At 45.3% G+C, this 14,151-nt stretch carries 14 protein-coding genes and 1 pseudogene; 12 read left to right on the top strand and 3 right to left on the bottom strand.

Annotated elements, in window-relative coordinates; genetic code table 11:
* Positions 1–179: 179 nt before the first annotated feature.
* The 10 genes and pseudogenes from QUB51_RS28725 to QUB51_RS28680 all read left to right on the top strand — a co-directional run bounded on the left by QUB51_RS28725 (position 180) and on the right by QUB51_RS28680 (position 7,905).
* Positions 180–1,427, top strand: a pseudogene (locus tag QUB51_RS28725) (ISL3 family transposase).
* Between the two features lie 252 nt (positions 1,428–1,679).
* Positions 1,680–2,414, top strand: a complete 735-nt coding sequence (locus QUB51_RS28720) for a glutathione peroxidase (RefSeq protein ID WP_333055077.1) — start codon at positions 1,680–1,682, stop codon at positions 2,412–2,414.
* Between the two features lie 203 nt (positions 2,415–2,617).
* Positions 2,618–3,589 carry a sodium-dependent bicarbonate transport family permease gene (locus QUB51_RS28715; RefSeq protein ID WP_333055078.1) on the top strand — a complete coding sequence of 324 codons (972 nt, stop codon included), beginning with the start codon at positions 2,618–2,620 and terminating at the stop codon, positions 3,587–3,589.
* A gap of 1 nt (position 3,590) precedes the next feature.
* A complete protein-coding gene (locus QUB51_RS28710) occupies positions 3,591–3,902 on the top strand; it encodes a P-II family nitrogen regulator (protein ID WP_333055079.1) in 312 nt (103 codons plus the stop codon).
* A gap of 625 nt (positions 3,903–4,527) precedes the next feature.
* A complete protein-coding gene (gene gap, locus QUB51_RS28705) occupies positions 4,528–5,559 on the top strand; it encodes a type I glyceraldehyde-3-phosphate dehydrogenase (protein WP_333055080.1) in 1,032 nt (343 codons plus the stop codon).
* Positions 5,560–5,718: 159 nt separating this feature from the next.
* Positions 5,719–6,084 (top strand): DUF1823 family protein, encoded by a 366-nt coding sequence (locus QUB51_RS28700; protein ID WP_333055081.1) that lies wholly within the window; start codon positions 5,719–5,721, stop codon positions 6,082–6,084.
* Positions 6,085–6,346: 262 nt separating this feature from the next.
* Entirely contained in the window at positions 6,347–6,586 is a 240-nt protein-coding gene (locus tag QUB51_RS28695; RefSeq protein WP_333055082.1) for a helix-turn-helix domain-containing protein, read from the top strand.
* Positions 6,471–7,340: a transposase gene (locus tag QUB51_RS28690; RefSeq protein ID WP_333264270.1), complete on the top strand. Its 870-nt coding sequence runs from the start codon at positions 6,471–6,473 to the stop codon at positions 7,338–7,340. The genes QUB51_RS28695 and QUB51_RS28690 overlap by 116 nt, the downstream gene beginning before the upstream one ends.
* Positions 7,312–7,521 carry a zinc ribbon domain-containing protein gene (locus QUB51_RS28685; protein WP_333264283.1) on the top strand — a complete coding sequence of 70 codons (210 nt, stop codon included), beginning with the start codon at positions 7,312–7,314 and terminating at the stop codon, positions 7,519–7,521. Before QUB51_RS28690 ends, QUB51_RS28685 begins: the two co-directional genes overlap by 29 nt.
* Positions 7,522–7,638: 117 nt before the next feature.
* Positions 7,639–7,905 carry a hypothetical protein gene (locus tag QUB51_RS28680; protein WP_333264273.1) on the top strand — a complete coding sequence of 89 codons (267 nt, stop codon included), beginning with the start codon at positions 7,639–7,641 and terminating at the stop codon, positions 7,903–7,905.
* A gap of 22 nt (positions 7,906–7,927) precedes the next feature.
* Here QUB51_RS28680 and QUB51_RS28675 read toward each other — a convergent pair whose 3' ends face one another.
* Complete coding sequence (locus QUB51_RS28675; protein WP_333055086.1) at positions 7,928–9,082, bottom strand: transposase; 1,155 nt, start codon at positions 9,080–9,082, stop codon at positions 7,928–7,930.
* Positions 9,083–9,138: 56 nt separating this feature from the next.
* Between QUB51_RS28675 and QUB51_RS30530 the strand changes: the two genes are divergently transcribed.
* Together QUB51_RS30530 and QUB51_RS28670 are read left to right on the top strand one after the other, a co-directional pair.
* Positions 9,139–9,300 (top strand): plasmid mobilization protein, encoded by a 162-nt coding sequence (locus tag QUB51_RS30530; RefSeq protein WP_333269959.1) that lies wholly within the window; start codon positions 9,139–9,141, stop codon positions 9,298–9,300.
* A 12-nt stretch (positions 9,301–9,312) separates the two neighbouring features.
* The gene (locus tag QUB51_RS28670) at positions 9,313–9,765 is read left to right on the top strand and encodes a CsgG/HfaB family protein (RefSeq protein WP_333055087.1); all 453 of its coding nucleotides are present in this window, start codon (positions 9,313–9,315) and stop codon (positions 9,763–9,765) included.
* 249 nt (positions 9,766–10,014) lie between these two features.
* Here the strand turns inward: QUB51_RS28670 and QUB51_RS28665 are convergent, their stop codons facing one another.
* Entirely contained in the window at positions 10,015–10,737 is a 723-nt protein-coding gene (locus tag QUB51_RS28665) for a glycosyltransferase family 25 protein (RefSeq protein ID WP_333264276.1), read from the bottom strand.
* Between the two features lie 162 nt (positions 10,738–10,899).
* Positions 10,900–13,215 (bottom strand): protein phosphatase 2C domain-containing protein, encoded by a 2,316-nt coding sequence (locus QUB51_RS28660; RefSeq protein ID WP_333264280.1) that lies wholly within the window; start codon positions 13,213–13,215, stop codon positions 10,900–10,902.
* Between the last annotated feature and the right edge of the window lie 936 nt (positions 13,216–14,151).

Below are 14,151 nucleotides of genomic sequence, written 5' to 3'. Positions count from 1 at the left end.
AACCAAAATTGGGACGTATTCTCCGCTTATAAAGCCAGTTTAGGCTTTGTTTGGGCTTAAAATTTGTTTAAGTCCCGCTAGGAAAATAGCTGGGAGAGTCATTACCGGGGTTGACAGAGGAAGCTCATTTATTATTAAATATAAGCAAAAGCTAGAGGGGTGAGGTGGATTGAACAGCCATGAGAACGAACAAGGAGATAAAGTTTTTAACAGAGCTGTTGAATATAGAGGAAATAAAAGTAATCTCACATCGCCAGTATGAAGGGATTGGAATAATTTTACAGGTGGAAGGAATCGGTAAGGAAAGTAACTGTCCACGTTGTGGAAAAAAAGTCATAGATTACATCAAAATCATAGATACCTAGTCAAAGATTTACCTTGGGGAGAGAAGTTCGTATTTTTAGAAATCAACCGACGACAGTTTAAGTGTGAAAAATGTCTCAAGCCATTTAGTGAAGAGTTGGAGTTGGTCAAAAAAAGAAGAACCTATACGAAACGGCTAGCAAGAGCAATAATCCAAGAAGTGTTAGAGAATGATATCCTTATTCGTAGCGAAAAAAGGGGTCGTGACAACAGAAGAAATAGAAAGGATGTTAACAGACGCATCGAAAGAATACTTAAAAGCCCAGCCGAGCGAGTTGAAGAGATTAGGGATAGATAAAATAGCTCTAATTAAATAAAAACGAAATTACTGTGCAGTATTAATAGATTTAGAGAAGTCTAAGCTAATCGCGATATTGGCAGGAAGGAAACAAGAAGAAATTAAGGAAGTAATGCTCGGATGGGGTAAAGAAGTATTAGAGCAAATAGAAGAAGTAAGTATAGATTTGTGGAAAGGTTACAGAAATGTAGTGAGAGAGTTGATGCCAAATGCTCAGGTGGTCGCCGACAGATTTCATGTAATGGCACAAATAAATAAGGAATTAGATGCCCAAAGGAAGGGAGAGAAGAGACAGGTAGAAGATTTAATTAAAAAAGCAGAATCGTCAGAACAAAAAGCAGCCCCGGAGAAAGTTTTAGAAGCATTGAAGAAAAGTAAATATGTGTTATTGAAGAACCAATCAGATATAAATGAAGAGCAAAAAGCTAAACTAATGCAAGTTAAAGATGTATCTTCTACTCTCAAAACTATGCTTGAATTAAAAGAAGAAATTAGAAGAATTTTCGATCGGGCTAATAATTGGTTAGTCGGTTTGTGGCAAGTGGGAAGATGGTTGTCAAGAGCTAAAAAATATTTTACCGATAGTCAGAACACTATTATTCGTTGGCTAGATGAGATTATTGCTTACTTCGATTATAAGACTACCAGTGGTGTTGTCGAAGGCATCAACAATAAACTCAAGTTGATTAAACGTTCGGCTTACGGATTTATAAACTTTGAAAACTTCCGAGTTAGATGTTTGCTTACTTGGCAGTTTGATTGTTAGTTTAGCATACTAGCTAATGAAGAGCCAAAAATCCTCACCCGTTAGCAGCAGCAAAGGAATGGAGACAGAATTGCCGACTTACTTAAACAGCAAGTTTTAAATCTGCTAGCTGTCGCAAAGACAATGAACTGAACTCGCGCGCGCGCCCAAGTCCGAGAAAAAAAACTCGCCTCCCCTTGACAAGTCATACTCGTTATGAGTACGCTATAATAAGCAAAGGAATTGAACCCAAGTACCTAAGAATTTAAAATCATGCTGACGAACCAAGAAGGTCAAAGAGTACCCAAAGTCACCTTTCGCACTCGCAAAGACAACGAGTGGGTGGATGTCACCACCGATGATATATTTGCAGGTAAAACCGTAGTAGTGTTCTCGCTGCCGGGAGCTTTTACTCCCACTTGTTCGTCAACGCACCTCCCCGGTTACAACGAATTGGCGAAAGTTTTTAAAGAAAACGGCGTAGATGAAATCGTTTGCATTTCCGTCAATGACACCTTTGTGATGAACGAGTGGGCAAAAGACCAAGAAGCAGACAATGTGACGTTAATTCCCGACGGTAACGGCGAGTTTACTCAAGGCATGGGAATGCTGGTAGACAAAACAGATTTAGGTTTTGGGAAGCGGTCTTGGCGTTATTCGATGCTGGTAAAAGATGGCGTGGTGGAAAAAATGTTTATTGAGCCAGAGGAACCGGGCGACCCTTTCAAAGTGTCCGATGCCGAGACGATGCTCAACTACATCAACTCCGCAGCAACCAAGCCGAAGGTCGTTTCGCTGTTTACAAAAATGGGCTGTCCCTTCTGCGCTAAGGCTAAGGGAATGCTGAGTCAAAAGGGCTTGGATTATGAAGAAATCGTCTTGGGTCGGGATATCACAACCCGATCGCTCCGGGCTATGACTGGGGCTACAACTGTGCCGCAAGTATTTATCGACGGCAAGTTGATCGGTGGTTCCGAAGCCCTAGAGTCTTATTTGGGTGTTGCTTAGTTAAACCAAAATACTTAGCTTGCAGGTTCACAGTGCACACCTTACTCGTTGTACGGTGTCTACTGTGCGCCTTTGCCGTATTTGGGGATATTTAGCCTCAGCAAACTTCTGAGTCAAAAGTTCGATCGGTCTATTGATCCATTCTCGTGCAACAATTACTGGGGAAGTCATATTAAAAACGCAAGAAATGGGAGTGACCGATCGTGGATTTGAGTTTAGTATCGTCAAATATCTTAAATCCCCCAATATTAGCTTTTTTCATGGGAATGCTGGCAATTTTTCTCAAATCTGATTTAGAAATTCCAGCCCCCATCCCCAAACTGTTTTCGCTGTACCTGCTGTTTGCGATCGGATTTAAAGGCGGCGTCGAACTATCCAAAAGCGGCATTGACCAGCAAGTTGCCCTGACAATTTTGGCAGCGATGCTGATGTCAATGCTAGTACCAATTTATACTTTTTTCATACTGAGGATAAAACTCGACTCTTACAATGCCGCAGCGATCGCAGCCACCTACGGTTCCATCAGCGCCGTCACATTTATCACCGCAACCTCCTTCCTCACAGCACAGGGCATCGACTTTGACGGTTACATGGTAGCCGCGCTAGCATTAATGGAATCCCCAGCAATTATAGTCGGTCTGATTCTAGTCAGTGTATTTGGCGGGGAAGAAGGAAAACGCGAAATAGTTTGGTCAGAAGTGTTGCAAGAAGCATTCCTAAACAGTTCTGTTTTTCTGCTGATTGGCAGCCTAATTATGGGCGTACTGACAGGAGAACATGGTTGGGAAGTTATGAGTCCGTTTACTCAAGACTTGTTTTACGGAGTTCTGACTTTTTTCTTGCTAGATATGGGGCTGGTTGCGGCTAGCAGAATTAAAGATTTGCAAGAAGCAGGAGTTTTTCTGATCGGCTTTGCAATCCTAATTCCCATAGTCAACGCAGTAATTGCTTTGCTAATAGCCAAATTAATCGGAATGCCGCAGGGAGACACTTTGTTGTTTGCCGTATTGTGCGCGAGTGCTTCTTATATAGCAGTACCAGCAGCCATGCGCCTAACTGTTCCCGAAGCGAATCCAAGTCTTTACATTTCAACGGCCTTAGCAGTGACATTTCCATTTAATATCATTGTAGGCATTCCCCTGTATCTATACGGAATCAATATGTTTTGGAGGTGAGATGATGGAGTCAGTCAAAAGAGTAGAAATCATAGCCCACTCAGTAGAACTCGGCAAGATTTTAGACGGTTTAGACAAAGCTGGCGTACCCGATTATGCGGTGATTCGTGATGTCGCTGGAAAAAGCACTAGGGATCACGTTTCCCGTGATTCATCAATGACGGCGCTGGATAACATTTATGTGCTTGCTTTTTGTTCACCAGCTCAAGTTTCAGCAGTTGCAGAAAACATTAGACCCGTACTCAATAAATTTGGTGGGTCCTGTTTTATTTCAGATGCGGTGGAATTGCTAATTACTAGGTGCGTCGGGTAGTCATTAGTCATTAGTGATTGGTGATTATACCAATTCGGAAAATTTGAGCTACACCTATAGCAATCCTCGCATCATTTGTAAATTTCTTACTCCCTCCCTGCGAGTTCGGGGAGGGTTGGGGTGGGGTAAAAAAATTACGACTCCTGCAAGGATTGCTATAGATTGTACGCCATAAGTGTATGGACACGGCAGTGCTGTGTCCATACGCGTATCTGCGACTTTAATCCTAGGCTTTGGTTCCGACAATCGCCATTAGTGAGAATGCTAATCCGTTTCTCCTTTTGGATAAGTTTTTTATTATTACTTTAGGCTGATTGAAAAAATGCAATTTTGAAAATATTTTCTGTCTATTATAGCACTTTTACAAGTTGACAAAAATCAGCCATTAGCCATTAGTCAGCGGTCATTTCAGGATGAATTGCCCTTCCCAGCCGGGGGAGAATTCAGAATTCTTAAGAGATAGAAAAGAATCAGTTGCAAAAATCCGTTAGCGTGGTAAATTCTAAGCCACAACAGGCGATCCTCTTCGTTGGCGTAGCCCCCGTAAAGGCGGGCTTTCCTTCGGATCGCGAAAGCTAACGCTAACGCCCGATCGACTAACGATATTTTCAATAGGAGTTTAAACATGGCTGCATTAAAAGTCGGCATCAACGGATTTGGTCGCATCGGACGGCTAGTCATGCGTGCCGGCATCAAAAACCCCAACATCGAATTTGTCGGCATTAACGACTTAGTTTCGCCAGAAAACCTGGCTTATCTTTTCAAATACGACTCCACCCACGGCATTTACGACGGCGAAGTTGAAAGCAAACCAGACGGGATTGTCGTTGACGGAAATTTTATCCCCTGTACAGCGATTAGAAATCCTGCCGAATTGCCCTGGGGTAAATCCGGCGCAGATTATGTTGTAGAATCTACCGGATTGTTTACAGATTTTGAAGGCGCATCAAAACACTTGACAGCGGGAGCAAAACGAGTAATACTTTCAGCACCGACAAAAGACCCGGAAAAAGTTCCAACTTTTCTAGTAGGCGTCAACCACCACAAATTTGACCCGACAAAAGATACGGTTGTTTCTAATGCTAGCTGTACGACGAATTGTTTAGCACCAATTGCCAAAGTTATTAACGATAACTTCGGATTGGAAGAAGGTTTAATGACGACAGTTCACGCAATGACAGCTACTCAACCAACTGTAGACGGGCCCAGCCAAAAAGATTGGCGGGGAGGACGCGGTGCGGCTCAAAATATTATTCCATCTTCGACCGGTGCAGCGAAAGCTGTTACTTTGGTGTTGCCAGAATTGAAAGGAAAATTGACGGGAATGGCTTTGCGGGTGCCAACTCCCGACGTGTCTGTAGTTGACCTTACTTTCAAAACAGCGAAGGAAACTAGCTATAAAGAAATTTGCGAGGCAATGAAAAAAGCTTCGGAGGGCGAACTCAAAGGCATTCTTGGATATACTGAGGATGCGGTAGTTTCGACAGATTTTCAGGGCGACGCGCGATCGAGCATTTTCGATGCAGGTGCGGGAATTGAACTGAATTCTAAGTTTTTTAAAGTGGTTTCCTGGTACGACAACGAGTGGGGTTATTCTAGCCGCGTAATTGACTTAATGCTTTCTATGGCCCAGAAAGACGGAATTTTGAATAATTAATTTTTTTGGGGTGGCATTTTGGGCGGGGTTCGCGTGCCCAACCCCTACTCCCCACAAACAAATTCCTAGGATTTTTTGTGGAACGGGCCGGAGAGCCCGTTCCTGATAATGTTATCTAATGTGAGTTAAACTTTTTTTATTTCCGATTCGATCGCGCTCATGTCTGAATTACCACCGCTGAATAACGAAACTATTTGGGCTATTCTCAACGAAGAAATCGACGATGCTGCTGTCAACCGATTAGTTTGGCAGTATCTGGGCTACCGCTGGGATGCCGAGACTGGCAAGTGGAACAGTGCAGGTGTTGCAGCCGAGTGGCGGCAAGAGTACCCGGAACCGCCGGATTTTATCGATTCTAGGCCGGCGACAGTGAAATTGACTCGATCGACCCCTCCAGAAAACAAGCAGTTGCTGAAGGAAAAATTAGGCTTTAAAGGCTATAAAATTGGGGAATTCGGGCCCCGACAGACTCGCAGGGCGACGATGGCTAATTGGTTGATGGGTTTTATGGAATCTGGGGTGTAAGAGGAATTTTGGATGGCTGTGCGGTTCTTGCCACCTTTAGTCTGTGTCCTCTGCGTCCTCTGCGGTTCATTAACAAAAATTAAGCCTGTTGAAAGTCAAAAAACACTAAAACCCGCCAATTCCAACCTCCTCACCCCCAACCCTGACCGAAAATTTGGGTGCTGTGCCCAGTCCTTTTAGGACGGCTTTAATTAGAGTTCTTGAAAAAGCGTTCCTACGTTCGCTCATGGTTGTGATATAATCAGGTAGGAGGATAGAGCAAATGTTTCATTTAGTCTACGAATTCAAACTCAAACCAACGGCAGGACAAATAGCAATCTTTGAAGATTGGCTAGAACAATGCCGTCGCGTATACAACTACGCATTGGCCCTGCGTAAACATTGGTTTGAGTCTCGTAGTTGTCGAATTAACGCTTGCTCTATCCGATCTGAGTTCATCATTCGGGCCGAAACTTGCGCGACCAACTTATGCAAGCCAGTGCAAAAGTTTAACTACGGCTAGGGCAAACATACCCACTTTGGCTGCCGTCCAAGTACACGTCCTACAGCAAACACTCAAAAGGCTTGAAAAAGCGTTTGTGAGTATGTGGGAACAAAAACACGGTTTCCCCCGCTTTAAGAAAGCAGGAACAATGCGATCGTTTGTATTCCCGCAATTGGGGGTTAACCCTGTCCAAAATCAAGCGGTGAAGCTCCCTAAAATTGGTTTGGTTAAGTTTCATCAATCACGTCCTATCCCTGATGGTGCAACGATTAAGCAAGCAAGGATAGTCCGTAGGGTTAGCGGTTGGTACGTGATGTTAGCCCTACAATGGGACGTTTCAGTACCCACTCTAATGCCCCACGGTGAAGGTATCGGAATTGATGTGGGACTAACTAATTTTCTAGCAACTTCTAACGGTCTTTTAGTCAAGCGCCAAAGATTTTTTAAAGACGCAGAACGCAAGCTTAAATTGCTGCAACAACGTGTCTGTCGTAAAAAACTAGGTTCTAACAATTGGCGTAAAGCTCAAAAGAAAGTCGCCAAACTGCATGAATACGTTGCTAACAGTCGGAAAGATTGGCATCGTAAATTATCTCATCAAATCTGCCAAAACGTGGGAATGATTTTCGTTGAGGATCTGAATCTGATTGGGCTGTCTAGGGCGATGCTAGGGAAACACTGCTTAGACGCAAGCTGGGGTCAATTCTTCACAATCAAGCGAGCAAAATTGTTTGAAATATGGCGTGTACTTTCAGAAGGTAAGTGCTCATAAAACGAGTCAAATTTGCCCCAATTGTCTAGCAGAAACAGGAAAAAAACAGCTTGATGAGCGTACTCATTCATGCTCGAACTGTGGCTATACAACGGACAGAGATGTTGCAGCCGCTCAAGTAGTTCTAATTAGAGGACTTGCAGCCGTAGGGCATACGGTCAAGATGCTTGCCTGCAAGTAAATTCATTGGAATCCCTGCGAATCAAGAATCCCCTCGCCTTTAGGCAGGGGTATGTCAAATCGGACTGTTCCGTAAAGTATTCTAGAGTCGGCACAAAACAACTGTGAGGTAAGCTTTATGAAAAGAACCACCATATCTCGCTTAACCAGCATTTCCCTCGCTACTCTAATGCTAGCAGGCGTTTCATTAAGTGCGATCGCCACACCAGCCAGCACCCAACCAGCAACCCAACTCGCCCAAGCAACTGCCAAAAAGCGCCTCGTCGTCATGGACTTCGACTACGGCCCCACCAACAGCTATTACACTTCCTACAGGGGAGTCGGCGCCGCCAAAGGCATCAGCGAACTGTTAATCAACGAACTCTTGACATACTCACCGTCGTGAACGAGCGGTGATTCTTTACGCTTCATTGACGGACGCTACGCCCGGTAGTCTTACTCTGTCTCGACGTACATTTAGAGTCGTGCCGATGCCCCGTGCCGACTTTTTCTATATTTATAGATGCGTTTTTGTCTCTATCATGTTCGCTGCCACAGCCTAAACAAAGAATAGAACGCACCGATAAATCAACTTTGCCCCATCTGTAACCACAATCAGAGCAGGTTTGGCTGGTAGGTTCCCATCGGCTAATGACTACAAACTTCCTGCCATACTTCTCGGATTTTGCCTCAACCAATACCCTAAACTCTCGCCACCCTTGCTGACTAATTACCCTGGACAGTTTGCGGTTTTTAACCATCCCTGACACGTTCAAATCTTCCAGTACGATAGTTTGGTTTTCGCTAACGACTTGGGTTGATAATTTGTGCAGGAAGTCTTTACGGGTATCAGCAATTTGGTTGTGCCGTTTGGCAATCTGAATCCTAGTTCGGTTTCGCCTCTTGGAGTCTTTTTGTTGTCGAGCCAACCGCCTCTGGAGTTGACGCACTCTACGATCTAGCGCTTTGTAGCTGGGACTCACAGCCTTTTCACCGTTGCTCATTACCGCAAATGTTTTGATGCCCAAATCAATGCCGATGCTTTGGTTCTTAGCTTCAACACTTATTGGTTCAATATCTACGACAAAGCTTAAAAAATAACGGTTAGCGCAATCTTTGATAACAGTTACAGAGCTAGGACTTGCAGGGAACTCTCTTGACCAGATGGGTTTAACAACACCTATCTTTGCAAGATAAACACCTCCGTCTTTAATAGAGAATCCCCCACGGGTAAGCCTTGCTGATTGGCTGTTAGTCCGTTTTTTGAATTTAGGATAGCCAACTTTCCTCCCTTTTCTCTTTCCCTTACAGGAGTCGAAAAAGTTCTTAAAAGCTATCTCTAGGTCGGCTACAGACTGCTGTAATGGAATGTTTGAAACTTCGCTCAACCACGCCCTTTCTTCAGTCTTTTTTGCCTGAGTGATGACTGTTTTTTGAAGCTCTGCGGACTTTGGCTTCTTTTCGGATTGTTTGCAGATCGCAAGAGCATCGTTATACACAACGCGGACGCAACCAAACAACCGAGCTAAACTCTGCTGTTGTTGGTTTGTTGGATAAAAACGATACTGGTATCTTGCTTTCAAGTCTTTTCCTCCTTGCTTCAATTATACTGTATGTATTGCCATTTGACAGGACAAGCATGAAAACTAAAAAAATATTTTTGAGGGTAACAAAATCCGAAAAAAAGCAACTTGTTGATGAAGCTGCTAGGCGAGGTATGACTCAATCCGAATTGATTAGGAGTATGATTGCTCGATTGCCGGAACTAAATAAAAAGCCGTCCTATAAGGACGGGGCTTGAATCCCATTCACTATGGTCAACAACGGCACTTATACAGTAGTCGATCGCAGCAAACTCGAACAAGTGCTCAAACAGCAAAATCGCAGCGGCGCGATGGATGCCGGGACAGCAGCCGAAATTGGCAAACAATTAGGAGTTGACGCCGTGCTCATCGGCACCATTACCAAGTTTAATATCGACAAACAATCCGGCGGCGGCAGTTTCATGGGAATCGGCGCCGGTTCACAAAAAACCAAAGCTACCGTTCAAATAGATGTGCGGTTAATCGGTACAGCTTCGGGAGATATTCTTGCCACTGCCAAAGCAGTAGGAGAAGCAGATCAAAGCGCTTCTAATATTTCCGTTAGGGGTATTGGCGGCAATTCTGGCAGCAGCAATGAAGACTCACTTTTGAGCGAGGCAGTTGACAAAGCCGTATCCCAAATGGTGACTAAACTGGCAGAAGTATCTAACAAATTAGGTTAGAATCAAGCATCATATCAAATATGCTGATACCAAATCCGGCTTAAATATCCCATCGATCTCGCTTGTCTGTTTGAGGCTACGTCGTGTCGCGTAAACTCCGGCAGACTTTATTTGTAGAGTTTGAGGTCAAAAGGTTTCAACCGCCGCCTTCATAAAGGGACTAATAAACCCGGATTTGGTATTAATTATTTTCCGGGCGATTGTGCTAACAGATTTGATATAAGCGAAGGATTTTAAAATCGAATTCAATTAACTAGAAAGCCAACGCTTCAGCCTTGTTTTGCTGGTTCTTCCTGCACCTACCAATCGACTCAACCCAGGTACACGGTCAAACCACTTAGGACTGATGTCACTACGGGAACTCCTTTGCCACCCCAGGTTTGGAGAAGCAATCAAGGTGACAACATCGGGATTTTGAGATCGGAAAGTAGAATAAGCTCCGTCGAGGTGCATCGGGCCGCCGTCGGGATGTCCCGGAGGTCGCTGTTGCAGTTCTTCCAGAAACCGCAGGAGGCGATCGAAAATCCTGCCATTGACAGCGTAAAAATGAGCGGTCATCAGCCCCTCAGAAAAGGGTACGAGGGCGACAGGAGACTTTTGTTCAACCTCTTCGACGTGTCCGAAGTAGACGAAATCCCAATCTTGCTGACAGAGTTGTTCGAGGATAACAGCTTGGTCTGTTGTGAACTTTGCTGAAATTTCTAGGTCGTCTTCTACAATCAAAATATTGCTCAACCCCTTGTCTTTTGCCTGCTTGAGGATAGCTAAATGACTGTAAAAGCATCCCCTCGCCCCAATGCTGGGGAAACCTCCAACTTCGTCGGGGCGGATTGCGGGAAATATCTCAACCTTATGGGGCGTGAGGGGCATTCCTGCTTTCTCTAATTCCTTGACTATGAGTTGCCGTCGGTCTTTCCTTTCAGGGAGATTTACCGCATAAACTCCCTGGAAATAGTCTGTAATTTTCGTCATAGTTTGATCGGGAATCAAGAAGTTGATGAATCTTCGGCTTGAGCGGCCTCAAATTTTATTTGAACTCTGTGTATGCCTTAAACTATTATATTTTTAGCAAGCTGCATCTTCCATTTTCCTAAAGTTACTCAAATTACCTCGGTCGGAGCTAGCATTAACAGTTTAATTAGCATTGGGAGTTGAGTCAGAATTAACGCATTTTCCCTGTTGATTAAGGTTGGGGGCTGGGTTGGAGAGTACCTTATCAACAGCAGCTTGTTCTTGAATCCATCCAATTTCTCCCGGTTGCAGGTTGGCGCTTTCTACTTCAACTGTTGGCTTAACTGGCGGGGAAGGCGAGGGAGTGGGAGTTGCCACAGCGGGAGATGGATTCAGTGTCGGTTTTGAAACTGTAGAAAAATCTTTATTTGACTCGGGTTTGGGAGAGTTCGATCGCACTATTTCAGGAATCGAACAAACTTTCAATTCCAGCCAATTGCCTTGAGGCGTAAGCTGTTTGTTTGTCACCTGCAAAACGCTGCCGGCTGGGACTGTTCCTTTGACAGTCAACTCACCGATTGCGCCTCGCAAATCCAAGCGATCGCCCTCTTTTCCCAATTCCCCAGCCGCAGAACTTTTAATCTCTATAAACGAGCCGATTTCTAAAGATTTGACCGGAGAAGCTACAGATTCAACTGTTTTCTCCGGCGTCTTTCCAGCTTTAATTAAACCGCGTTTCCCGAAAATCGACTCCCCGGCAGTATCGATCGCGCGACCCACCGGAGGGATGAAAAAATAAGCAAATACACCCCCCAAGCCTAATAAAAATAAAATTTTCAGCAGCAGCGAAAATAAACTTTTGCTTTTTTCCGGCGGTAACAACAGCGTTTTTACTTCAGAATTCCCATTGCCAAGGCTTGTGGGCCCATTCAAATCCGTTGGCAAATCCTCGCTATCGGAAATTAGTTCGATCGGCGTATCTAAAGGTGCGACAGACAGTTCTGTAAAAGTATTACCGTCTTCCCTCAAATGCGCTTGACAGTGAATTAAAGCAACAGTGACGTTATCGTGACCGTTTCTAGTATTAGCAATCTCAATCAGTCGATCGCGCGCCTTAGCCAAACTAATGCTACCGTCGAGAATTGGCAAAATCTCCGCTTCCCAACATTCCTCAACCCGGTCTTTATCACTCAAACCGTCGGAACACAGCAGCAAAACGCAGTCTTCATCCACTGGAAAACGCTGCACAGTCGGGTGCAAAGTGTTGGACGAAGTAATCCCCAAAGCTTGAATCAGAGCTCCGGCGGCGACTTGTTCCAAAGCATCCCGGTAGAGAGAGTAGCCCAAACGCACCTCGCGGCAAGCCACATTATCATCGAGAGTAAGTTGATAGCAGCCAGTGCGGGTAATCCAGTAAGCCCGACTGTCTCCGACGTGGGCGACGTAAAGCTCGTGAATGTGGGCTAAACCCATAACTAGCGTAGTTCCCATCCGCTGGCGGCCTTGGCGGTGTTCGCTGTCGTTGCGACTGGCTATCTTGTCGTTAGCAGCACAAGCTGCCCGTTCCAGCTTGGAAGTGAGGCTCAACGGGTCCCAATTAGCCTGATGCAGGGGCATTTGCTGCAACTTGTCGCGCAGCACACCAATTGCTTCTTCCGAAGCGACTTCGCCCCCGTCTTGTCCACCGATACCGTCGCACACAATCGCGCAAGCTTCCGCCCCCGGGCTTCCTGCCAACAGCGTACCGCTGGGCGGATAGCAAGCATCTTCGTTGTGAGCGCGGGATCTGCCTACATCCGTGCCCGTAGCAATTTCAACGTGACGATCGTAAAATCGGCCGCACTTTGCCAAAGCTTTATCCAACTGGCCCATTAGTTGTTCGCCGTGGCGCACTTGACCGGCAACCATTTGCTGGCAAAGTTGCCTCAAGAAATTAGCAATAGCCGGGTGAGCATCTTCGAGCCACTGCTGCCACAATTTCCCCAACTGCGACAAATGAGGCGGTTTGCGATCGGGCTGCAATTCCAGAAACCGCACCAATTGCCCTTCCACCCGTAGCAGTTCGGGAGTCAGCAGCGTCGAAGCCACGCCCTGAGCGATACAAGGCTGCCACAACTGGGCTATTTGCCACAGCCAATTGAGTTGGCGCATCGCTGCGGCTCCTTTCCAGGAATCCGCCAATTCCGGCATTAAAGATTCCGTCACCTTCAAAATAGGCACGTTTTCCAGTAGCCAGATATCTCCCGATAGCTTGCTCATCTTGGACGATACCAGGCCGTATACTTGAGGTACGTGCAACTGATAGGCAAACAGTCTCAGATAAGGAGTGACAACACTCGGAATCTCATCGGGCAGTTCCGGCAAGTGTTCGGGTTGAGTATCGACAAGAAGTCGATCGCGCTTGACCAAGTAGCGACCAGCGATCAGATCGCCTGGCTTACACCCTTTGATCCCTTCACCTAAAGCCCATAAGTAGTGTTTTGCCACAGAGTTTTGCATAAGGGTTCCTGACGCCTTTGGGCAAGCGTGCTGATCTGAACTATTTTAGCGATTGAACCTCGACGGGTTGATACGTGGCGATTATTTGACACCCCCGCTTTCTCAACAGACGGAGATTCTTAAGACTTCGCAGTCCTAATATCCTGATTTTTCAGGTTCCCTGGCTCACCACGTTTGCACTGTTGTGTGCGTAGCGATATCTCCTTACAATGTTTTAGGCGTGACTTTCCCCCAGTCCAGGGGTAGGTTTTAATGTCTTGTACTGACACGAACAGTTTACCATTTTGTTGACTGCCGGATGAATCTTACTATGAGCTTTCAGGGTTAGACGATCGCGCGACACCCCAGTCATCGGCTGGAAATCACGCTGTTTTCAGCATATTCATGATAGCGGCAATTTCCGAAGAAATCGCAGCACTCAAGGGAATTGAGATTTTAGACTAACTCTAATGGTATGATGCAGCTAGGTAGAAATCACCTGAGCCGACAGATATAAATAAATATCAATTGTCGGTTTTCTCGCGAAGGGTCATCTGTGCCTCGCGCCCTAGTTTCGCAACAGAAGTTAAATTTAACCCTACCCAAAGACGGATACAAGCCCGCAGATTCATCTGTCGAGTCAATCTCAAATCTAAAATCTAAAATCCACTGACGGATGCCAGCCCCCGACAGGAATTGTGGACAGCAAAAAAATTAGATATTAGTTCCAGCCCCCAAATTCATCTGTGGAGTAAATCTCAAATCTAAAATCTCAAATCTCAAATCGACTGATGGACGCAAGCCCCCGACAGGAGTCGTGGAAAGCCAAAAAAATTAGATATTAGTTCCAGCCCCCAGATTCATCTGTGGAATCAATCTAAAATCTAAAATCTCAAATCTCAAATCGACTGATGGACGCAAGCCCCCGACAGGAGTCGTGGAAAGCCAAAAAAATTA

The sequence above is a fragment of the Microcoleus sp. AT8-A3 genome (assembly GCF_036705675.1).
Lineage (GTDB): Bacteria > Cyanobacteriota > Cyanobacteriia > Cyanobacteriales > Microcoleaceae > Microcoleus.
This window is presented reverse-complemented; position numbering and strand designations above follow the sequence as displayed.